Below are 22,419 nucleotides of genomic sequence, written 5' to 3' on the forward strand. Positions count from 1 at the left end.
ACGCGAGTGCCGTTATATCCGTTGCCTATGCGACGAAGCAACCTTGGAGTTCACGATGTCTGATAAAAATACTAAGTTTCTAGTCGTGGATGATTTCTCTACCATGCGGCGAATTGTCCGCAGCCTGCTCAAGGAGCTCGGCTACGTCAATGTCGATGAAGCCGAAGATGGTGTCATTGCCTTGCAAAAGCTGAAAAATCAGAGCTTCGAGTTTGTGATCTCCGATTGGAACATGCCCAATATGGACGGATTGGCACTGCTACAGTCGATCCGCGCCGATGAAGGCCTGAAACATATCCCGGTGCTGATGGTCACTGCGGAGGCCAAGAAGGAAAACATCATCCTTGCTGCCCAGGCCGGCGCCAGTGGATATGTGGTCAAGCCGTTTACCGCCGGGACCCTGGATGAGAAGCTGGCCAAGGTTTTCAAGAATATGGAAGCTGCGGCTGCCTGACCCGGATCAGGCTGTTCATAACGACAAATCGAGGTGGCATAGTGAATCAGGCGTCAGAGATTTCCGAAAATGTCGACGCTCTGGAAGAACTTTTCGACAGCATCGTGACAAAGGGGAAAATCACGGCTCATCATGGCGTCAGTCAGCTGCTGCGAGTTACCGACATTGCCGACGACGGGATAACAGGCGGCGCTGATAAAGTATTGATCCAGGTTGGCCACTTGACGCGCGCACTGCATGAAAATTTGCGCGCCCTCGGTTACGACAAGATCATTGAAAAGACCGCAGCCGCGATTCCCGACGCCAGTGACAGGCTGGCGTATGTGACTACGATGACCGAGCAGGCGGCAGAGCGGGCGCTGAACGCCACCGACGTGGCCAAGCCTATCCAGGATCAGCTTGCTAATGGCGCCACTGCGTTGTCGGAGCAATGGAGCCGGCTGTTCGCTAACGAGCTTGGGATTGCCGAGTTCAAGGAACTGGTGGCACGGACGCGCGCTTATCTCGACAAGGTTCCGGGGCAAACCGCCGCTACCAAGATGCAATTGATGGAAATCATGATGGCTCAGGACTTCCAGGACCTCACTGGGCAGGTGATCAAGAAGACCACAGAAATCATCCAGACGGTGGAACGCCAGTTGTTGCAACTTCTGCTTGACAACATTCCTGCCAAAAAACGGACGGAGGTGTCAAGCGGCTTGATGAACGGACCTGTCATCAATGCCGAAAATGGCATTGAAGTGGTCACGGACCAGAATCAGGTCGACGACTTGCTGGAGAGCTTGGGATTCTAACCATGGCCGAATATCGGATTTCGGAAAGATCGTACAGACGGCCTGCCGGCGCGGCACAGCAGAAACATGTCTGCGATGGCAGTGAGAGGCAGATGCCGGCTTCACTCATCAGAATCATTAATCCTGATAGCGTTGGGCGCCTTCGTCGGGAGGAACACAATCGACTGAAAACCCTGGCTTTTGACAAGCGTTGGGAAGGCGTTGTGGTCACGGATGATGAATTCAGGTTTCAGTTAGTGAACAAAGTGTTCACCGAGGTCACGGGTTATACCCAGGAAGAGGTCGCCGGCTGCGCGCTGGAGTTGCTTGATTCCGGCAAGCACGACCCTGTCTTTGTCACGAACATGCGGCGGAATGTCCACGAAAACGGAAGGTGGAAAGGAGAGCTCTGGTGCCGCTGCAAAAACGGCGAGATCCATCTCGAGTGGGTGACCATCAAGGCAGTGCATGACGATGGCGGGAAGCTCATAAATCACGTCATATGCTTTTCGGACATCTCCGAACGCAAGTTGGTGGAAGAGCATATTAATCATCTGGCCCAGTACGACATGCTGACCGGCTTGCCCAACCGCATGCTGTTCCGTGACTGCCTGAGGCTCGCCATGCTGCGCGCCCAGCGCGAAAATCGCATCATGGCATTGATGTTCCTCGACCTCGACCGGTTCAAGGAGGTCAACAAGGCACTGGGTCATGAAGTTGGAGACACAGTGCTGCAGCATATTGCCAGCCGTCTCAAGACCGCTATGCGCGAATCTGACACCATCGCCCGGCTCAGCGGCGACGAATTCACCATGATCATGGAGGGGCTGTCGTCCATCGATGAAATATCATTGCTCGCCGACAAGATTCTTGAAATCTTTGGTGAGCCGATACTGATTCAGGGCGAGGAGTTGTTCGTAACCGCCAGCATGGGCATTGCCACCTACCTTGATCACACGGACTCCGAGGAAAAACTTATCAAGGCGGCCAATCTGGCCATGGATAGCGCCAAACTGGAGGGCAGAAACAACTACCAGTTCTATTCCTGCGCGACCCATGCCGAATCGCCGGTGCGATTGACCATGGAAAGCCAGTTGTACCATGCGCTGGAGCGCAACGAAATGTTTCTTGTTTATCAACCGCGGGTTGATGTCAAGAGCGGCAGGATCGTCGCAGTCGAGGTGCTACTACGCTGGAATAACAAGGATCTCGGTTTTGTGCCACCGATTTCTTTCATCCCGGTGGCAGAAGATACCGGCCTGATTCTGCCGATTGGTGACTGGGTGATGCACGAGGCCTGCCGGCAATGCCGGCTCTGGACCGATGCGGGGCTCACTCTCAAGGTCGCGGTCAATCTGTCGGCACGGCAGTTCAAGAACAAGAATCTGTTGCGGGCCACCGTATCTGCCATTAACGCATACGGCATAGATCCCGGCTTGTTCGAACTGGAAATCACTGAAAGCATACTGATGAATCACACCGAGAGTTCGGTGGCGACGCTGAGGCAGTTGAGCGATATGGGTGTGGGAATCGCCATCGACGATTTCGGCACCGGTTATTCCAGCCTGGCCTATCTGAAACGTTTCCCGGTACACGCCCTCAAGATCGACAGATCCTTCATCAATGAAATAACCCAGGAGGCCGAAGATTTGGCCATCGTCAGAGCCATCAGTTCACTGGCGCGGAGCCTGCATCTCAAAGTGATTGCGGAGGGGGTTGAAACCGAGGCGCAACTACAATTCCTGCAGTATCCGGAGTGCGATGAATATCAGGGCTACCTGTTCAGCAAGCCAACGACGGCGGAAAAAATCAGCGACATGCTGTCATCAGGTATCGTCATAGCACAGCCCGGTTAATTGATTCTGAAACCCTCATTTGAACCACGGCGAACACGGCGGCACGGCGAAAACACAAGGCATGGCAGGCATGCGGCGCCTTACCCATTGGGTGAAACAAAGTCCATTGGCAAGCTTTTGATTTTTCTGCCGTCCCACGGGGATCCCACAGTGATTCCCGGGGGTCATTTCCTTTAGTCATGCCTGCCGTGGTGAATTGCTTTTCCAGGTTGATTCTTATCCAGTAGTCACGCGTCGCTGCCGCGCTTACGGACAGTTTGCATTGACCCATACCACCGTTTCTGGGTGATCGTCCAGCGCCCCATTGAATTTCCTATGGGACCACCAACCAAAAGAGTGTGATGCAATCAGCCGGTTGTTTTTTGTACGGCGGAATCCCTTGCCAGCGAATAATCATTCTCATTGAGAGGGGAATGATGTGTCTGAGGAAGGCGATCTCGAAAAAACCGAACCAGCGTCTGAGCGGCGCCTGGAACAGGCACGCGAGGAGGGGCAGGTCGCCCGTTCCCAGGAGCTATCGACCTTTGCCGTGCTAATGGCCGGTGGTCTGGGAATCTGGCTGATGGGAGGCGGCATATTCTCACGCCTGTCAAGGATGCTTGAATCCGGGTTGGTGCTGCCTCGTGAAATGGCCTTTGATCCGCAGTTGATGATGGAGCGGCTTTCCGTCCAGGGGTGGGATGCCTTGTCCGCGCTGCTGCCATTGCTGCTCCTGATGTTTATCGCCGCTCTTGCATCGCCGCTGTTGCTCAATGGCTGGATGTTCACCGCCAAGGGATTGCAACCGGATTTCGGGCGCATCAATCCGTTGCGGGGTTTGTCGCGGATGCTGTCCCTGCACGGTCTCGTACTGCTGGCCAAAGCCATTGCCAAGACCCTGATCGTGGGAAGCATCGCCGTCTGGATCATGTGGCATTACCGGGATGGCGTGATGGGCCTGAGCAACGAACCGCTGGGGGTTGGGGTGGGACATCTTGGCAGCCTGGTGGTCATGAGCTTCATTGCCATCGCCTGCGCCATGGTCCCCATCGTTGCGCTGGATGTGCCGTTTCAGCTCTGGGATCATCACCGCAAGCTGCGCATGAGCAAGGATGAGGTGCGCAGAGAGGCCAGGGAAACCGAAGGCGATCCCAATGTCAAGGCACGGATACGCAGCCTGCAGCGCGATGCCGCGCGCAAACGCATGATGGCTGAAGTGCCCAAGGCAGATGTCGTGATTGTGAACCCGACCCGTTTCGCCGTGGCCCTGCGCTACCAGGAAGGCGCCACTGGCGCGCCGCGCGTGGTGGCGAAGGGGGCATCGCTGGTAGCGGCGCGCATCCGTGAAGTTGCCACCGAGCACCGGGTTCCCATTGTCGAAGCGCCGCCATTGGCGCGTGCGCTGCACCGGCATACCGAACTCGGCGACCAGATTCCGGAGGCGCTCTACGCGGCAGTAGCGGAAGTCCTTGCCTATATCTATCAATTGCGCCGACACAGCATCAAGGGTGGTCGTCCGCCACAGCCGCCGCGCGATCTGCCGGTGCCGGCCGGCCTTGATCCGGAAAGTACGTTCGCATGAACACAAACGCCACATCGTTGCCCGTCTGGGCCAATCAGGAAAACCTGAAAGGCATAACCGGCCCGGCGCTGATCATCCTCATCATGGCGATGATGATCCTGCCGCTGCCGCCATTCCTGCTCGATCTGCTGTTCACCTTCAACATCGCGTTGTCCATCATGGTGTTGCTGGTATCCCTGTATAGCCTTAAGCCGCTGGATTTCGCGTCCTTTCCCACCGTGCTGCTGATGAGCACCCTGATGCGGCTGTCACTCAATGTTGCCTCGACCCGCGTGGTGCTGATGGAGGGCCATACCGGTCCAGACGCCGCCGGCAAGGTGATCGAGGCCTTCGGCCATTTTCTGGTCGGCGGAAATTATGCTATCGGAATTGTAGTGTTCGTGATTCTGGTGGTGATCAATTTCGTGGTAATCACCAAGGGCGCCGGACGCATCGCTGAAGTCAGCGCGCGTTTTGCACTGGACGCCATGCCGGGCAAGCAGATGGCCATCGACGCCGATCTCAACGCTGGGCAGATCGGCGAAGAAGAGGCACGCAGGCGCCGCGCGCAGATTTCGCAGGAGGCCAATTTTTTCGGTTCCATGGATGGCGCCAGCAAGTTCGTGCGCGGCGACGCGGTGGCGGGCATCATCATCATGCTCATCAACGTCATCGGCGGCCTTGTGGTCGGCGTGCTGCAACACGATCTGGACTTTGCCACGGCGGCGCACAACTACACGCTGCTGGCCATCGGCGATGGGCTGGTGGCGCAAATACCGGCGCTGATAATCTCTACCGCCGCCGGCATGGTGGTGAGCCGGGTATCGACCGATGAAGACCTCGGCGAGCAGGTTGTAAACCAGTTGTTCAGCAAGCCGCAGGTGCTGTTGCTGACTGGCGGCATTGTCGGTGGCATGGGGCTGATTCCGGGCATGCCGCATTTCGCATTTTTGCTGCTTGCCAGCTTATTGCTGGGCGGGGCGCATATGCTGAAGAAAGCACCCGTTGCGGTTGAAGCAGGCATTCTGCCATTGGCGGAAGCGACCACGCTGTCGTCGCAGGAGGCAAGTTGGGACGATGTCACGCCGGTCGATGTACTCGGTCTTGAAGTCGGCTATCGGCTGATACAGATGGTGGACAAATTTCACGATAGCGAACTGCTCAAGCGGATCATGGGGATACGTAAAAAATTTGCCCATGAAATCGGCTTCCTTCCATCACCGGTGCATATCCGTGACAATCTGGAACTCAAGCCCAATGCATATCGCATCACCCTGAAAGGGGTGGAGATCGGCTGCGGCGAAGCACAGCCCGGCATGATGCTGGCTATTAATCCCGGCCGGGTGCTGGGGGTCATTCCCGGCATCAGCACGCAGGATCCCGCCTTTGGCCTGCCAGCGGTATGGATTGAACCCGCCTTGCGCGAGCAGGCGCAAAGCCTTGGCTATACCGTCGCCGATTCGAGTACCGTGGTGGCAACGCATCTCAACCACTTGATACAAATCCATGCCGCCGAGTTGTTGGGGCGCCATGAAGTACAGCAGCTGCTCGACCATCTGGCGAAATCCGCGCCCAAGCTGGTGGAGGACGTGGTGCCCAAAATGCTGCCGCTCTCCGTATTGCAGAAGGTGCTGCACAATCTGCTGGAAGAGGCGGTGCACATCCGCGATATGCGCACCATCATCGAAACCCTGGCCGACAATGCGGCACAGACGCAGGATCCGGCACTGCTTACCTCGGCAGTGCGAATTGCATTAGGCCGCGCCATTACCCAGCAGTTGTTTCCCTCGGCCACCGAAATGCAGGTCTTGGCCCTCAATCCGGGACTGGAGCGTCTGCTGCTGCAGGTAATGCAGGCGGATAGCAGTGGCGGTGCCGGCATAGAGCCTGGTCTCGCCGACACACTGATGCGCGAGACAGCGAGTGCCGCCGAACGTCAGGAACAGATCGGTCTGCCGCCGGTGATGCTGGTGCCCGCGCAATTGCGGACACAGTTGTCGCGTTTCCTGCGCCGCACGGTGCCGCAACTCAAGGTTCTTTCGCACGCTGAAATTCCTGACTCCAGAAAAATCCGCGTAGCCATGATGATAGGGAGTGGAGCATGAACATCCGCAAGGTATTTGGCACGAACTCGCGCGAAGCATTGCGCGAAGTCAAACGTCTGTTGGGCGCAGAAGCCGCGGTGCTGTCGAATCGCACAGTGGAAGGCGGCGTCGAAATCGTGGCTATGGCGGCCGGGGATATTCCGGACGCTACGGAAACCAGGACCGGCGTTGCGCCCCAGGATGGAGTCAGGATACGCGAGGTGCTGCGGCCGGCCGGCCAGGAGTCAAGTGTCTCGGTGCAACCGCCTGCCGCGGAAGCCTTGGCGCAGACCTTGTTGAAGGAACTTGCCATGATGCGGGCCACCATCGAGCAGCAGATCGAGGGTCTGGCGTGGGGTGAGGCGCAGCGTCGCAACCCGGCAAGAATGCTCCAGTTGCGGATCCTGCTGGAGGCCGGCTTGAGCCCCGCGCTGTCGCGCAAAATCATGGATCACCTGCCGACGGGGCTGAGTGCGGGCGATGGCGCCGAATGGGTGCAAACAACGATTGCGCGCAATCTTCCGGTGGCGGCCGCGGATGAAATGATTACCGCGGGCGGCGTCTATGCATTGATGGGGCCGACCGGGGTCGGCAAAACCACTACCACCGCAAAACTGGCGGCACGCTGTGTCGTCAGGCATGGCGTGGAGAGCCTCGCGCTGCTGACCACCGACAGTTATCGTGTCGGCGGGCAGGAGCAGTTGAGAATTTACGGTCGAATACTCGGAGTTTCCGTTCACGCGGTACACGACGGCGCCGATTTCCAGCGCACATTGGGTGAATTGAAGAGCAAGCACCTGGTGTTGATCGACACCGTGGGCGTCGGTCAGCGCGACCAGATGGTAGGGGAGCAACTGAGTCTACTGGAGGGCGGCCATGCCAGGCGTCTGTTGCTGCTCAACGCGACCAGCAGCAGCCAAACGCTCGACGATGTGATGCTGGCCTACAAGGGAAGCGGCCTTTATGGTTGCATCATTTCCAAGCTCGACGAAGCGGTCAATGTCGGCCCGGTGCTCGATACGGTTATCCGCCACCGGATGCCACTTCACTATGTAGCCAACGGGCAGCGCGTGCCTGAGGATCTGCATGTGGCGCAGCGCGACGACCTGGCACGTCGCGCGTTCAAGGCCGTGCCGGACAATGCCGTGCATGCCTTGAACGACGAAGAGTTTTCGCTGGTGATGAATTGCGCCGCGCGTAATTCTGCAACGGCTGCGCGGCGCGAAGGAGCATCCCTTGCATAACATGTCACGCGATCAGGCAGAGGGTTTGCGCCGTTTGCTCGGCCAACAGGGGTTGCGGATTGTGCGCCTGAATTCGGGGCGGAGCGGCGTCGGCAAGACGAGTTGCGCGATCAATCTCGCTGCCGCGCTGGTTGAAAAGGGGCGCGAGGTATTGATCCTGGACGAGAACGAAGACCAGGGAAATATCGCGGACTGCCTGGGTCAGCCTGCTCATCGCAACTTTCTCAAAGCGGTGCGGGAACAATGCGAACTGGAGGAATCGATTCAACGCGCTGCGGACATTTCCTTTCTGCCGGCGGCATGCGGGATGGCGGAACTGGCCCGGCTTCCACACGAGAATCGCCTGCGCTTGAGCGATACGTTGACGGCATGCAAGCTGGCCTGTGACGTGGTGATCATCGACACCGTAGCCGGATCGTCCAGCCGGTTGTTGCCGCTGGCGCTGCGCGACCAGGAGGAAATCCTGGTGGTTACGGACAGTGTTGCGTCGATCACGGATGCATATGCCTTCATCAAGGGTGCGACCAACGAATACGGCAAGCGAAGCTATCGTGTCCTGATGTCCAAAGTACGCAATGAGCAACAGGGGCGCGCCATATTCAGAAACATGGCTGATGCGGCGCGGCGCTATCTTGGGGTCGAACTCGATCTGATGGGCATGATTCCCGCCGATGACGCCGTCAAGCGCGCGGCCGGAATGGGCCTCTCCGTCCTCAAGGCATTTCCGGATTCGTCTGCTGCCGCGGTATTTCGGCACTTGGGGATGGCAGTTGCGGAGTGGCCACGGCCCATAGACGGCGGCGATATTGCCGGTTTTCTGCATGGACTCATCAGGTGCGTTGCGAACCAGACCCCCGCCAGCGGTAAGGAACCATCAAGTACGTGGTGTGTCCCCCGTGGTGCGGGTTCCGTGAAGCCCCGGGCCTCCGGAGCAAGAATCGCACTGGCATCGTGATGCGAATCTAATAACTGGAAAAGTCATACAGGAGACCAATAAAATATGTATACAGCCGAAGGACTCGCCGACAAGGAACAGCAGGTTGTCCAGTATGCGCCGCTGGTCAAACGCATAGCTCATCACATGATGGCAAAGCTGCCGGCCAGCGTGGAAGTGGACGACATCATCCAGGCCGGCATGATGGGCTTGCTCGATGCCGTCAATCGCTATCAGGAATCCCTTGGGGCGCAGTTCGAAACCTATGCGTCGCAGCGCATTCGCGGTGCAATCATCGACGAGTTGCGCCAGTGCGACTGGGTGCCGCGCGGCGTGCGCAAGAACATGCGGCGCATCGAAGCCGCAGTCAGCGCATTGCAGCAGACACTGAAGCGCGGACCGACGGAGCAGGAGCTGGCGAGCTATCTCAAGGTTTCGCTGGCCGAGTACCAGTTGTGGCTACAGGATGCGCGCGGCTATCAATTGCTCTATTACGAGGACTTCGACGGATCCGACGACGACTGCTTTCTCGATCGTCATGTAGTCACGACGCAGTCGGGACCGCTCGAGAATTTGGAAGCGGAAAACCTGCGCGAGCTGTTGGTGGAAGCCATCGATGCGTTGCCCGAGCGCGAGAAACTGATGATGAGCCTGTACTACGAAAAGGATATCAATCTGCGCGAGATCGGCGAGGTGATGGGGGTCAGCGAGTCCCGCGTATGTCAGCTCCACTCGCAGGCGATTGCCAGACTGCGTGCGTGCATGAGGGATTATTGACGACGTAGGAGCAGATGCAGCAAAAGACTTGGCAGAAGGCCCGTTTATGGGCCAATTTAGGGATGACTATGCTTGCCGCGTGAAGGTGGCTGAGGGTGTTTATCCACGCCCGAGCGTTCGCCCCCGGGCGCCATGCAGTATGTGACCATCCTGTCCGTAGGTCGCGTGGGAAGTGGCCGCCTGATGCATGACGGACAGCGCAGAGCGGTTGTGAGTGATGCGTACGTCGATCAGGGCGCCATTCACGTTGTTCAGAATACGGGCCTGCCTTGCCCATTCCATAGTTTCATCCCATATCGCGTGCAGGTCGGGGTTCTCACGCAGCAGCGCATCCATGCCATCACGATCACCGGGGAAGCCGTTATCCGATAGATAACGCTCGCGAAGCGATGAAAATTCTGCCGCCGACTCCAGCAACAAGGATTTGCGGACACCAAGATCGGCCAGTGCGTCGATATTTCCATCCATGAGTAATTGTCGCTCCCGGCCAAGCATATCGACGCATTGCTTGAGCGCATCCCGCTCGGCGTCAAGGCAATGCGCCAAATCGGCGGATGGGGTAGCCATAGTTGGCATGATCAATAGCGTCAATGGTGCGAAGCGTTGATGAGTTCCTTGACGCTGTCTAGCAGCCGATCCGCGATGGCGCCGGAATTGATCTTGAAGCGGCCGTCACGGATGGCTTGTTTGATTTCCGCGATTTGGGCCGTGTCGATGACGCCATCGCTGGCGGACACAGTTTGCACCTGCTCGGACAGGGAGCTTAGTTGAACATTGACGCTGTCGATCTGCGGCGCCTTGTTGCCGTCTGCGCCGGCCTTGCCGGCAGTACGACCTGCCATGCCGTTGCTGGCAAGCGACTTGATGGAATTATCGATTTTCATGATTTCGCCTTTTACCTGTTACCGATGTCAGTTCTTTATCGGCGCTTCTTTACTCAACTTTAAGAATTTTTCTAAATTATTTAATCGGCTACAGTGGCACGCCGCGGCAATGATGCATGTAGTGGATTATTCTATATATTTCAGAACGTGACTTCGACCAAAGGCCCAGGCCGAACGATACCGGCAATGACTTGCCCCGCAAGGGTTCGCACCTGCACTGTCTGTCCGTCGCTGGCATTCGACAGGGCTCGCCCCTCCCCGCTGACGACAAATCCCTGTCCGCGCGAGATGATTTTCACTGGCTGGTTGGATTGCAGGATCATCGGCGCGCGCACCATGTCCTGACGCAGCGGCTCGCCGCTGGCAATGCTGTTCGCCATCACCTTGCCAATGGCTTGTGCCGGCACGACCAAGACGCCCTGTGGCAACTGGGTCAGATCCCCGACTCTGAAGACAAAGTCATCCTGTCCCAGGGTCTGGCCTTGAATGAGCGTGCGTGCGGCGACGAGGTAGCTGCCGGTCACCTGTATCTGTACCGGAAGATAAATCGTCCACGGCGTGGCGCCAAGGCAGCGCACACCGACGGATGTTCTGCCCCACAGGCGTGAGCCGGCCGGAGTGAAGGGCTGAAGCTGCGCGCAGTCGGGAAGCAACAGACGCGGGTCAATGGCGCTGACCTGCAATTCCACCCTGCCAGGCAGACCCGCGCTTTCGCTGCGCAGAAAGTCCTCTACTGCCTTTTGAATCGCGGCGGCGTCCTGGCGGGCAGCCGCGAACACGGATGACGACATCAACAGCAAGGTGAAGGCAATTGAACGTAGCGACATGCTGACTCCTTAACAACTTGAATAGTAGTTGGCTGTAAGCACGGAATATGCCGAACCCTGAATGAGGGTAAAACTCCAACGCGGCTCATGGTTCGAACTTTTTTTAAAAAAGAATACGGCAATTTTTTCCGTCGACGGCAGATTCTGCCGCGCTTCGATAAACGCAAAAAATTGCTCCTGAATTTCCCGTGCCAAGGACTGCGATTTGTTTCCATTGCTGATTTTTCGACGGTGCTTGTGTGTCGGTCACTAGTATGTGTGGCGTGGAAGTATGGCACCTGATGCCGGATGGGAGGACCCATGATCAGTAAACTTGACGATGTATTACAGTTTCACCAGCAGGCGCTGGGACTGCGAAACTACCGGCAGCAGCTGCTGGCATCGAACATCGCGAATGCCGACACGCCCGGCTACAAGGCGCGCGATATCGACTTCAACAGCGCGTTGCAATCGGCGTTGAATAACGGCTCGCAAGGTGGAGGCCCCGACAAAACTTCCATGCGGCATCTTGGCGCCAATGCCGCGCAGCCGGTGCCGGAGCAGCAGGTTTTATATCGCACGCCGACTCAACTTAGCGTCGATGGCAATACGGTCGAGATGGACGCCGAGCGCGCCCAGTTTGCCGACAACGCCGTCAGGATGGAAGCCAGCCTGACCTTCCTCAACAGCCAGATCAAAACCCTGCTGGCCGCAATTCAAGGATGAATGTCATGACGACGCCTGTCTCCATCGGCAATATATTCGACATCGCCGGATCGGCCATGGCGGCCCAGGCGCAGCGCCTGAATGTGGTGGCAAGCAATCTCGCCAATGCCGACAGCGCAACCAGTGCCGACGGCAAGCCTTATCGCGCCAAGCAGGTGGTTTTCGCCACCGCGCCGGTGGGCGGCGAAGGCGCCAGCGGCGTCCGGGTGACGGGCGTGATCAGCGATCCATCACCGATGCGCGAAGTCTTCGATCCCAAGCATCCGCTGGCCAATGACAAGGGCTTCGTCACCATGTCCAACGTCAATGTGGTCGAGGAAATGGTGAACATGCTTTCCGCATCGAGGGCTTACCAGAACAACGTGGAAGTCATGAATACGGCGAAAACCCTGATGGCCAAAACCCTCAGTCTGGGTCAATAGAAAGAGAGACAAGCATGAGTGCGATCAACGCGGTCTACAACGCTCCAGTCGACATGACTACCCTGAATGGCAGTTCGTCGACAGCGGCGTCATCGACCCGGGATGCGCAGGATCGTTTCCTGAAACTGCTGGTGGTGCAGATGAAAAACCAGGACCCATTGAATCCGATGGACAACGCGCAGGTGACGACGCAGATCGCGCAGCTCAACACGGTGTCCGGCATCGACAAGCTCAATACCACATTGACCAACATGGCGGCGAGTTTCTCGGCCGCGCAGTCGATCCAGGCTACCAGCCTGATCGGCCATGGCGTGCTGGTGCCGGGCAGTAGCCTGAACTTGCAAAACGGCACGGCGCTTTTCGGCGCCGATCTGCCGCAGTCGGTGGATCATCTCAAGGTCTCCATCCAGGACGGCGCCGGCAATGTATTGCACAGCATGGATGTCGGTCCGCATCCGGCCGGCAGTGTGGTGTTGAGCTGGGACGGAGTTACCGATGCCGGGATGACGGCTGCCAATGGCAATTACAAGCTGGTGCTGGATGCATCGGCGGCCGGCAGCGCTATTCCCGCCACTCCATTGAGTTTTAGTCAGGTAGAGGGCGTCTCCAGCACGGCCGGCGGTGTCGTATTGAATCTGGGTGGCGCGCAGACCGCCGTCCTCAGCGATGTCAAACAGATCATGTAACGAAGGAGAAATGCGATGAGTTTTGAACAGGGTTTGAGTGGATTGAATGCGGCGACGAAAAGCCTGGACGTCATCGGGAACAATATCGCCAACGCCAACGCGGCCGGTTTCAAGGCGGCCACTGCGCTGTTTTCGGATGTATTTGCCAATTCGCAAACAGGTTCCAGTGCTACGGCCATTGGCATTGGTGCGCAGTTGGTCGCAATTGCGCCGCAGTTTTCTCAAGGCAACATCAGTACCACCAATAATCCGATGGACGTGGCCATCAACGGCAGCGGTTTCTTCCGCCTGAGCGATAGCGGTGCGATCAGCTATTCCCGTGATGGTCAGTTTCATCTCGACAAGCAGGGCTATATCGTCAATAGCACAAATCTTCATTTGACCGGTTACGCGGCCGATACGAACGGGAACATCGCGCCTTCGTCGCCGGTGGATTTGAAATTGAGTTCCAGCGACATTCCCCCGCAGGTCACGAGTAATGTGAACGCAGCCCTGAGTCTGAATTCGAGCGCCGCTGTTCCTGCCAGTGCGCCATTCAATCCGAATGACCCCACCAGCTACACCAACTCAACCTCGGTGTCGGTTTTCGACTCACTGGGAAACTCCCACGTGATGTCGCTCTACTTCGTCAAGAGTGCGGTGGCCAATACCTGGAACGTCCATGCCAATGTCGACGGAACACCGGTCGCCAATATTGATCTGGGCGCCGGTGCCGGCAATCCGCTGCCATTGGTCTTCGACAACGGCGGTGCCATGACCACGGCCATGCCCGCCAACATGAGCATCGACCTGGACGGCGTGGCTACCGCGCTGGGCACGAGCAACGGCGCCACCCCTACATTGACCATGTCAATAAACCTGGCCGGCAGCACCCAGTTTGGTAACGCTTTCGGCGTCAACTCGATGGATCAGGATGGTTATGCCTCGGGGCGCCTGAGCGGTGTAGCCATCGGCGCTGACGGGGTTATTTTGGGCAATTACACCAATGGGCAGGCCAAGAACCTGGGACAAATGGTCCTGATCAATTTCAACAACAATCAGGGACTCAAGGCGATGGGCGGCAATCTCTGGGGTGAAACGCCGGATTCCGGCGTGCCGTTGATCGGGGTTCCCGGCAGTGGCAATCTCGGTGTACTACAGGCGTCGGCGACGGAAGATTCCAATGTCGATTTGACGGCAGAACTGGTGGCCATGATCACCATGCAACGTGTCTATCAGGCCAACGCGCAGTCGATCAAGACACAGGATTCCGTCATGCAGACGCTGGTGAATCTGCGCTGAGCATCGTGGCCCGAAAACTGGCATTTATCTGTCATTCCGGACGCGCGAAGCGCGAGCCGGAATCCAGGGGCTTTCAAGTCGCCGGATTCCCGCTTGCGCGGGAATGACACCACCGACGGAGGAAACAATGGATCGCATGATCTACGTCGCCATGACCGGCGCCGAACACATTCTCAGCCAGCAGGCGGCGGTGGCGCACAATCTGGCCAACGTCGCCACTACCGGCTACCGCGCCGACACCAGCGTGTTTCGCGAAGTGGCGGCGCGCGGCGACGGTTTGGCGACGCGCAGTTTCGTGGTCGATTCGACGGCAGGTTCGGATTTCACACCGGGCGCCATCAATACCACCGGCAACAATCTCGACGTGGCGGTGCAGGGGCAGGGCTGGATTGCGGTACAGGCCACGGACGGCGGCGAGGCCTACACGCGCAATGGCGCCTTCCAGATCAGTCCCAACGGCGTGCTGCAAACCGCGAGCGGCTTGAACGTCATGGGCGATGGCGGACCAATCGCGATTCCAGCCGATACCGCGGTCACCGTCGCCAGCGATGGCACAGTTTCCGGCGTGCCGGTCGGATCGAAGCCGAGTGCGGTCGTCACCCTGGGACGCATCAAGCTGGTCAATCCGGAACAGAGCCGATTGAGCAAAGGCGGTGACGGGTTGTTTCGACTTGGCAGCGGTACTGCCGAAGCCGACAGCAGCGTGGTGTTGGCGCCTGGCGCGCTCGAAGGCAGCAATGTCAATGCCGTTGAAACCATGGTCAGCATGATCGCGCTGGCACGCCAGTTCGATATGCAGATGAAGTTGATGCAAACCGCCGACAAGAATGCGCAGCAGGCCAGCCAGTTATTGAAAGTTTAAGGAGAAAAAATATGATCCGTTCGCTATGGATTTCGAAAACCGGCCTCGATGCCCAGCAGACCCAGATGGACGTGATCGCCAACAATCTGGCGAACGTCAGCACCAACGGCTTCAAGCGGTCGCGCGCCGTGTTCGAGGATCTGCTGTATCAGACCTTGCGTCAGCCTGGCGCACAATCGTCGCAACAGAATCAGTTACCGTCGGGATTGCAGATCGGCACCGGCGTCAGACCTGTTGCCACGGAACGCATTTTCACGCAGGGCAATCTGCAGCAGACCGGGAACTCGCTCGATATTGCGATTCAAGGGTCCGGATTCTTCCAGGTATTGCTGCCCGATGGAACCACCGCCTACAGCCGCGACGGCGCATTCCAGGTCAATAGCCAGGGCCAGTTGGTGACGTCCAGCGGTTATCAGGTGCAACCTGCCATCACAATTCCGGCCAATACCCTCAGCGTCACCATCGCCAAGGATGGCACGGTCAGCGCGACCCAGTCTGGCACGGCAACACCGGTGCAACTGGGGACATTGCAGCTTGCCAACTTCATCAATCCGGCCGGTTTGCAGAGCCATGGGGAGAATCTCTATCTCGAAACCGCGGCGTCCGGCACCGCCAGCAATGGCTCGCCGGGCAGCAACGGCCTGGGTCTGCTGAATCAGGGCTATGCCGAAACCTCCAATGTCAATGTCGTTGAGGAACTGGTGAACATGATCCAGACCCAGCGTGCCTACGAAATCAATTCCAAGGCGGTGACGATTTCGGATCAGATGCTGCAACGCCTGTCGCAAATGTAAAAGGCATTTGCCACAGAGGACATGACCAAAGGAAATCCCCGTGGGACAGAGGACACAGAGATGAACCTGGATGCTTGGATACGAAAGCTTTGTCTTTCTCAGTGCCTCTGCGCCGCGTTCCTGTCCGGCTGTTCCGTGTTTTCCAAGAGCATCGTCACCCAGCCGGTTAGCGCGCGGCCGGCAGCGGCTGCTCCGGTACCGCAGGCAAGCGGCGCCATCTACCAGACCGCGAACTATCGGCCGCTATTCGAGGACCGTCGCGCCCGCTACGTCGGTGATACGCTGGTGGTAGTCATTGCAGAGAACATCAATGCCAGCAAGACGGCGGAGAGCCAGGCCGAGAAGACCGGCAGTCTCAGCGCGAGCGTACCCACCCTGCAAGGCCTGCCCGGGAAGTCCTTCCTAGGCGCCAGCATTTCGGCCGATTCCGCCAACAAGTTCGACGGCAAGGGCGGCAGCTCGGCCAGCAATGTATTTACCGGCACCATCAGCGTGACCGTTCTGGAAGTCCTGCCCAACGGAAACCTGATGGTCGGCGGCGAGAAACAGATTGCGCTGGCGCAGGGCACCGAGACCATTCGCATATCCGGCATCGTCAACCCAGTCACCATAGGTGCTGGCAATACGGTGCAATCGAGCCAGATTGCGGATGCCCGCATCGAATACAAGGGCGATGGCTACATTCAGGAGGCTCAGGCTATGGGCTGGCTGGCGCGGTTCTTCCTGACCTTCCTTCCCTTCTGAGGCCAGGCATGAAAAAGAGACTCATCGGTTTTTGGTGCGGATGGAGGCGGATATATCGCGTCCCTCCCTCATCCCTATCCCTTCTTCCAGAGGGAGAAGGGAACAGCCTGCGCCCCTCTCCACTGATGAGGAAAGGAGCGGGGGGTGAGGTGCGGGAGAGGCCAGCGCTGCGCGGCTTGCTATTGACAATCCTGAGCCTGCTCGCCCTGGTTGCCCCTGCCGCCAATGCCGAGCGCATCAAGGACCTGGCCAGCATACAGGGCGTGCGCGTCAATCAACTGGCGGGTTATGGGCTGGTAGTCGGCCTCGATGGCAGCGGCGACCAGACCACGCAAACGCCGTTCACCATCCAGAGCGTAATCAGCATGCTGTCGCAGCTGGGCGTTAACCTGCCGCAGGGGACCAGTCTCCAGCTCAAGAACGTGGCGGCGGTCATGATTACGGCCAGCTTGCCGGCATTCGCCAAGCCGGGCCAGACCATCGATGTCACGGTGTCGTCGATGGGCAATGCCAAGAGCCTGCGCGGCGGTACGCTGTTGCTGGCACCGTTGAAAGGCGCCGATGGCCAGGTCTATGCAATGGCGCAGGGCAATCTGCTGGTCGGCGGCGCCGGAGAATCGGCAAACGGCAGCAAGGTGCAAGTCAACCAACTCAGTGTCGGGCGCATTGCCGCCGGGGCGACGGTCGAACGGGCGGTGGCAACACCTCTGGGCCAGGGGGAGTTCATTCATCTGGAACTCAACACCACAGATTTCACCACGGCACGACGCGTGGTCGAAGCCATCAATCGGGAACTGGGGGGCCGCGCGGCGGTTGCGGTGGATGGCCGCGTCATAGCAGTCCGCGCGCCCGCGGATGCCGATCAGCGGGTGTCATTCCTGGCGCGGCTGGAAGGCCTGGAGGTCATTCCGGCGCCAGGCATGGCCAAGGTCATCATCAACGCGCGCACCGGATCGGTGGTGATGAACCAGTCCGTCAGCGTCGATAGCTGCGCCGTGGCTCATGGCAACCTTTCCGTCATCGTCACGACCGAGCCGGTGATCAGCCAGCCTGGCCCCCTGTCGTCGGGAGGACAGACGGTGCAGGCCCGGCGCTCGCAAATTGAAATCCACCAGGACGCCGGCAGCCTCATCATGCTGAAGGGCGTGTCGCTGGCCGAGGTAGTGAAGGCGTTAAACTCGATCGGCGCCACGCCGCAGGACCTGCTCTCGATTCTGCAGGCCATGAAAGCGTCCGGCGCATTGCGCGCCGAACTGGAAATCATATGATCGATGCCGTCAATTCCACCCATGGTTTTGCGCTCGATGTCCAGGGCATCGGCGCTCTGCGGCTCCAGGCCAAGACCGATCCCGATGCCGCGCTCAAGTCGGCGGTGCAGCAGTTCGAGGCTGTGTTCATGAACATGATGCTGAAGAGCATGCGCGACTCGGTTGATCAGGACGGCCTGCTTGACAGCGAACAGACCAAACAATTCACCTCGATGCTGGACCAGCAGTTGTCGCAATCGCTGTCGACCAAGGGCATCGGACTGGCTGACGTAATGTTGCGCCAGTTGAAACCGCAGGCGACGCCGGGGCAGGTTGCGCCAACATCCACTGGCGCGGCTCCCGCGCCGAGCGCCGTCGATACCCCAACTCCCGCTTCGGACAAAACGCCAGTGTCATCGCGCGCCAGCGATTTCGTCAATCGCTTGTGGCCGCATGCCGCCGCGGCCAGCCGTAATACCGGTATTTCGCCAACCTTCATGATCGGCCACGCGGCGCTGGAAAGCGGCTGGGGCAAAGCGGAAATTCGTGGCGCGGACGGCAGCCCCAGCCACAACCTGTTTGGCATCAAGGCCGGCCGCGGCTGGAGCGGGCCGGTCGTCGAGGCGACCACCACCGAATACGTGAACGGCGTGGCGCAGAAGTCGGTGGAAAAATTCAGGGCCTACTCATCCTATGCCGAAGGGTTCAAGGACTACGCCAACATGTTGCGCAGCAATCCGCGCTATGCATCGGTGATTGCAAGCGGCAACGATCCGGTCGGATTTGCCGCAGGACTGCAGCAGGCGGGTTATGCCACCGATCCGATGTACGCGGAAAAACTGAATCGCATCCTGCAGGGCAGCACCCTGCGTCAGGGCTTGCTGGGATGAGCCACAGTCATATTTATCGTGGGAAAAGCAGCTCACCATGGCGGCACGGCGAGCATGGCCAAAGAAAATTCCCGTGGGACGGCGGAAAATCAAAAGCTTGCCAATGGACTTCGTTTCACCCGATGGGTGAGGCACCGCATGCCTGCCATGCCTTGTGTTTTCGCCGTGTCGCCGTGGTTCAAATGAGGTTTTCAGGTTTACTGAGGCACTTTGCGAATTTCACCAGGAGGACATAGTGGCCATCGGAATTCTCAATGCCGGATTGTCGGGACTTAATGCCGCCCAAATGGGGCTGGCGACGACCGGACACAACATCTCCAATGTGTCGACGCCGGGCTTCAACCGGCAGCAGGTGGTGCAGACTACGCAAATCGCGGTCGCGACCGGCGCTGGTTTCGTCGGCCAGGGCACCCAGGTCAGCACGGTGCGGCGTCTCTACAGCGATTTTCTCGACCATCAGGTTCTCGCTTCACAGGCAGACAGCAGCCGACTCTCGACCTACTACAGCCAGATTCAGCAGATCGACAACATGCTGGGAGATTCGAGTTCCGGTTTAGCTCCGGTACTGCAAGGTTTCTTCAGTGCCTTGCAGACTGCCGCAAATAATCCGGCAGATTCGACCTCGCGTCAGGTGGTACTGAACGCTGGCGATTCGCTTGCAGCCGGCTTCAATTCTCTGGATCAAAGTCTTGCGCGGATGGGCGATGCGATCAACAGCCAGCTCAAGGCCAGCATTGCCAGCATTAATTCCTATGTCCAGCAGATCGCGCAGCTCAATCAAAAAATCGTTGTGGCGCAGTCCGGCGCCAATCGCCAGCCGGCCAACGATTTGCTCGATCAGCGCGACGCCTTGATTGCCGATTTGAACAAGGAAGTCAAAGTCACGGTTCTGGCACAGGACGACGGCGCCAGCAGCATTTTTGTCGGCAACGGTCAGGGGCTGGTGCTGGGATCGACCTCCTTTGCGCTCAACACCGTCAATTCGCCTACCGATTCAGGGCGAATCCAGATTGGCTATTCCAGTCCGGGCGGAGCGATTCCACTGCCGGAATCGGGTTTCCAGGGTGGCAATCTCGGCGGCCTGCTGGCTTTCCGTAGCGAGACGCTGGATTCGACACGCAACATGCTGGGGCGTGTCGCGCTGACGCTTGCCGATACCTTCAATCAACAGCATCAACTTGGCCAGGATATCAATGGAGCGCTCGGCGGAAAGTTTTTCAATATAGGCGGACCGCAGATCGCCGCGAGTTTAAAAAATACCGGCAGCGCCGTGATTGCCGGGGCCTTGAGCAATTCCGCTGCATTGACGACCAGCGACTACAAGCTGGGTTTCGATGGTACGGTCTATACGCTCACCCGATTGTCGGACGGTAACCAGCAGACCTTCGCCACTCTGCCGCAGACGGTAGACGGGGTCGCGCTTGCGCTCACCTCGGGTGCCGCGGCGGCGGGAGACGAATTTCTGATACGCCCGACCGTGGCGGGGGCGGGATCCATTTCCGTTGCGATCACCGACGCGGCCAAGCTTGCGCTGGCGGCGCCAATACGCACCACATCAGGCGCAGCCAATATCGGCAGCGGCCAGATCAGCGCCGGTGTCGTGAACGGACCGCCGCCGGCGAATACCAATCTCCGGCAGTCTGTCACACTGACGTTTACCTCTGCGGGCACGTTCGATGTCAGCGGTACCGGAACCGGTATTCCAGCTGCCAGCATGGCATATGTACCAGGAAAAGATATTTCCTACAACGGCTGGACGGTGCAGATCAGCGGCACCCCGGTAACAGGGGATGTCTTCAGCATAGTTCAGAATACCGTTGGTGTTGCCGATAACCGTAATGTCTTGCTGCTCGCCGGACTGCAGACTGCGAATTCAGTCGGTGGCACGATGAGCTATCAGTCGGCCTATGGCAATCTGGTCGGCAACATAGGGAACAAGACTCATGAACTGGATATCACCAGCACCGCTCAGGCGGCGCTGGTGGCTCAGACTACGGCCGCACGAGAATCGTTCTCCGGCGTCAATCTCGACGAAGAAGCCGCGCAGTTGATGCGCTATCAACAGGCCTATCAGGCCTCGGCCAAGGTTATGGCAATGGCAAACAAACTGTTCGACTCCATTTTGCAACTTGGCTAAGAAGGAAATAACGCCATGCGGATCAGCTCCAACACACTTCATGATCAGGGTCTGAGCGCCATATTGCGCAATCAAGCGCAAATGCTACATACCCAACAGCAGGTGAGCACCGGCAAGCGCATTCTGACCCCTGCCGATGATCCGGTAGCCGCCGCGCAAGCCCTGGATGTATCCCAGGCCGATGCCATGAATACGCAGTACGCGACCAACCGCAGCGCGGCTGCGGATAGTTTGTCGCTGGTGGAGGGCAGCCTGGCCCAGGTTTCCAGCATCATCACCAACGTCCGCACCATCGCGGTCAATGTCGGCAGTGGAATTCTTTCCGATTCCGACCGTGTCAGCCTGGCCGCCCAGCTTTCCAGCGCCCTCAGCGAACTACAGGGCGCGGCCAATGCCACTGACGGCCAGGGCCGTTATTTATTTGCCGGCTACCAGTCCCAATCGCAGCCCTTCAGTTCCGGCCCCGTTGGCGTGCAATACAACGGCGACGACGGGCAGCGACTGATCCAGGTGGACAGTTCACGTCAGATGGGCGTCAGCGTTTCCGGCGCCGACGTGTTTACCCGCATTCCGGGCGGCAACGGATCTTTCGTTAGCGGCGATAGTCCGGGCAATAACGGCAGCGGACTCATCAACCCGGGTTCAGTGATCGACCCGTCCAGCCTCACCAGGCACAATTACAGCATCAACTTTTCTGTCAGCGGCGGCACGACGACCTATGCTGTCGTCGACAGCACCACCAATGCAACACTCCTGTCCGCGCAACCGTATTCCAGCGGCGACTCAATCCGTTTCGATGGCATGGATATCGTGATCGAGGGTGCGCCAGTCAATGGCGACAAATTCACCATTGCCCCGAGCGGGGACCAGAGCATATTCAAGACGGTGCAGGATCTGATCGACCTGCTGCAAACGCCGGTGCATGCGCCCGGCGATTCGGCCCGCCTGGCGAATGGCTTGAAACAGGGACTGATCAATCTCGATCAGGCATTGGGCAGCGTACTGACCCAGCGCGGCGTGATCGGCGCCAAGCTCAATGAAATCGACGTCTTGCAGAGTGCGGGCAGCAATCGCTCCGTTCAATACCAGAAGACCCTGTCCCGGCTGCAGAATGTCGACCTGAATGTGGCGATCAGCGATCTCACACAGGAGCAGTTAAGCCTTCAGGCGGCGCAGAAGTCGTTTGTCCAGATATCGGGACTGAGTTTGTTCACCTACCTGTAGCGGCAAATTGTTAAGCACGCCATACCCGCCAAGGCGGGGATCCAGCGCCTTTTA

General features: G+C 58.4%; 22 protein-coding genes. 19 read left to right on the plus strand and 3 right to left on the minus strand.

All coding sequences use genetic code 11. From position 1 onward, the window contains the following. Positions 1-55: 55 nt before the first annotated feature. The 8 genes from cheY to K5E80_RS00265 all read left to right on the plus strand — a co-directional run bounded on the left by cheY (position 56) and on the right by K5E80_RS00265 (position 9,662). Entirely contained in the window at positions 56-454 is a 399-nt protein-coding gene (gene cheY, locus K5E80_RS00230; protein WP_220634261.1) for a chemotaxis response regulator CheY, read from the plus strand. Between the two features lie 41 nt (positions 455-495). After that, positions 496-1,248 carry a protein phosphatase CheZ gene (gene cheZ / locus K5E80_RS00235; protein ID WP_220634262.1) on the plus strand — a complete coding sequence of 251 codons (753 nt, stop codon included), beginning with the start codon at positions 496-498 and terminating at the stop codon, positions 1,246-1,248. 92 nt (positions 1,249-1,340) lie between these two features. Then, the gene (locus tag K5E80_RS00240; protein WP_220634263.1) at positions 1,341-3,083 is read left to right on the plus strand and encodes a putative bifunctional diguanylate cyclase/phosphodiesterase; all 1,743 of its coding nucleotides are present in this window, start codon (positions 1,341-1,343) and stop codon (positions 3,081-3,083) included. A 418-nt stretch (positions 3,084-3,501) separates the two neighbouring features. Next, the gene (gene flhB / locus K5E80_RS00245; protein ID WP_220634264.1) at positions 3,502-4,644 is read left to right on the plus strand and encodes a flagellar biosynthesis protein FlhB; all 1,143 of its coding nucleotides are present in this window, start codon (positions 3,502-3,504) and stop codon (positions 4,642-4,644) included. Next, the gene (flhA, locus tag K5E80_RS00250) at positions 4,641-6,728 is read left to right on the plus strand and encodes a flagellar biosynthesis protein FlhA (protein WP_220634265.1); all 2,088 of its coding nucleotides are present in this window, start codon (positions 4,641-4,643) and stop codon (positions 6,726-6,728) included. The genes flhB and flhA overlap by 4 nt, the downstream gene beginning before the upstream one ends. Then, positions 6,725-7,951, plus strand: a complete 1,227-nt coding sequence (gene flhF / locus K5E80_RS00255; RefSeq protein ID WP_220634266.1) for a flagellar biosynthesis GTPase FlhF — start codon at positions 6,725-6,727, stop codon at positions 7,949-7,951. The genes flhA and flhF overlap by 4 nt, the downstream gene beginning before the upstream one ends. A gap of 1 nt (position 7,952) precedes the next feature. Beyond that, positions 7,953-8,906, plus strand: coding sequence for a MinD/ParA family ATP-binding protein (locus tag K5E80_RS00260; protein WP_220634267.1), 954 nt, complete (start codon positions 7,953-7,955; stop codon positions 8,904-8,906). Positions 8,907-8,951: 45 nt separating this feature from the next. Then, positions 8,952-9,662, plus strand: coding sequence for an RNA polymerase sigma factor FliA (locus K5E80_RS00265; RefSeq protein ID WP_220634268.1), 711 nt, complete (start codon positions 8,952-8,954; stop codon positions 9,660-9,662). A gap of 99 nt (positions 9,663-9,761) precedes the next feature. Here the strand turns inward: K5E80_RS00265 and K5E80_RS00270 are convergent, their stop codons facing one another. The 3 genes from K5E80_RS00270 to flgA all read right to left on the minus strand — a co-directional run bounded on the left by K5E80_RS00270 (position 9,762) and on the right by flgA (position 11,373). Next, a complete protein-coding gene (locus K5E80_RS00270; RefSeq protein WP_220634269.1) occupies positions 9,762-10,229 on the minus strand; it encodes a flagella synthesis protein FlgN in 468 nt (155 codons plus the stop codon). 20 nt (positions 10,230-10,249) lie between these two features. Next, entirely contained in the window at positions 10,250-10,546 is a 297-nt protein-coding gene (flgM, locus tag K5E80_RS00275) for a flagellar biosynthesis anti-sigma factor FlgM (RefSeq protein WP_220634270.1), read from the minus strand. A gap of 140 nt (positions 10,547-10,686) precedes the next feature. After that, a complete protein-coding gene (gene flgA, locus K5E80_RS00280; RefSeq protein ID WP_220634271.1) occupies positions 10,687-11,373 on the minus strand; it encodes a flagellar basal body P-ring formation chaperone FlgA in 687 nt (228 codons plus the stop codon). A gap of 300 nt (positions 11,374-11,673) precedes the next feature. Between flgA and flgB the strand changes: the two genes are divergently transcribed. The 11 genes from flgB to flgL all read left to right on the plus strand — a co-directional run bounded on the left by flgB (position 11,674) and on the right by flgL (position 22,365). After that, complete coding sequence (gene flgB / locus K5E80_RS00285) at positions 11,674-12,078, plus strand: flagellar basal body rod protein FlgB (RefSeq protein ID WP_220634272.1); 405 nt, start codon at positions 11,674-11,676, stop codon at positions 12,076-12,078. A gap of 5 nt (positions 12,079-12,083) precedes the next feature. Beyond that, positions 12,084-12,500, plus strand: a complete 417-nt coding sequence (gene flgC / locus K5E80_RS00290; RefSeq protein ID WP_220634273.1) for a flagellar basal body rod protein FlgC — start codon at positions 12,084-12,086, stop codon at positions 12,498-12,500. Positions 12,501-12,514: 14 nt separating this feature from the next. Next, on the plus strand, positions 12,515-13,186 hold the full coding sequence (locus K5E80_RS00295) for a flagellar hook assembly protein FlgD (protein WP_220634274.1): 672 nt from the start codon (positions 12,515-12,517) through the stop codon (positions 13,184-13,186). 15 nt (positions 13,187-13,201) lie between these two features. Further along, positions 13,202-14,467 carry a flagellar hook protein FlgE gene (gene flgE / locus K5E80_RS00300; protein WP_220634275.1) on the plus strand — a complete coding sequence of 422 codons (1,266 nt, stop codon included), beginning with the start codon at positions 13,202-13,204 and terminating at the stop codon, positions 14,465-14,467. Between the two features lie 127 nt (positions 14,468-14,594). After that, positions 14,595-15,329 carry a flagellar basal-body rod protein FlgF gene (gene flgF, locus K5E80_RS00305; RefSeq protein ID WP_220634276.1) on the plus strand — a complete coding sequence of 245 codons (735 nt, stop codon included), beginning with the start codon at positions 14,595-14,597 and terminating at the stop codon, positions 15,327-15,329. An 11-nt stretch (positions 15,330-15,340) separates the two neighbouring features. Beyond that, on the plus strand, positions 15,341-16,123 hold the full coding sequence (gene flgG / locus K5E80_RS00310; protein WP_220634277.1) for a flagellar basal-body rod protein FlgG: 783 nt from the start codon (positions 15,341-15,343) through the stop codon (positions 16,121-16,123). Between the two features lie 60 nt (positions 16,124-16,183). Next, positions 16,184-16,867, plus strand: a complete 684-nt coding sequence (locus K5E80_RS00315; RefSeq protein ID WP_220634278.1) for a flagellar basal body L-ring protein FlgH — start codon at positions 16,184-16,186, stop codon at positions 16,865-16,867. A gap of 125 nt (positions 16,868-16,992) precedes the next feature. After that, positions 16,993-18,135 carry a flagellar basal body P-ring protein FlgI gene (locus tag K5E80_RS00320; RefSeq protein ID WP_220634279.1) on the plus strand — a complete coding sequence of 381 codons (1,143 nt, stop codon included), beginning with the start codon at positions 16,993-16,995 and terminating at the stop codon, positions 18,133-18,135. Then, complete coding sequence (gene flgJ, locus K5E80_RS00325; protein WP_220634280.1) at positions 18,132-19,004, plus strand: flagellar assembly peptidoglycan hydrolase FlgJ; 873 nt, start codon at positions 18,132-18,134, stop codon at positions 19,002-19,004. The genes K5E80_RS00320 and flgJ overlap by 4 nt, the downstream gene beginning before the upstream one ends. A gap of 235 nt (positions 19,005-19,239) precedes the next feature. After that, a complete protein-coding gene (gene flgK / locus K5E80_RS00330; RefSeq protein ID WP_220634281.1) occupies positions 19,240-21,141 on the plus strand; it encodes a flagellar hook-associated protein FlgK in 1,902 nt (633 codons plus the stop codon). Between the two features lie 15 nt (positions 21,142-21,156). Further along, positions 21,157-22,365, plus strand: a complete 1,209-nt coding sequence (gene flgL / locus K5E80_RS00335; RefSeq protein ID WP_220634282.1) for a flagellar hook-associated protein FlgL — start codon at positions 21,157-21,159, stop codon at positions 22,363-22,365. Positions 22,366-22,419: the final 54 nt, after the last annotated feature.

This window comes from Georgfuchsia toluolica, assembly GCF_907163265.1.
GTDB lineage: Bacteria > Pseudomonadota > Gammaproteobacteria > Burkholderiales > Rhodocyclaceae > Georgfuchsia > Georgfuchsia toluolica.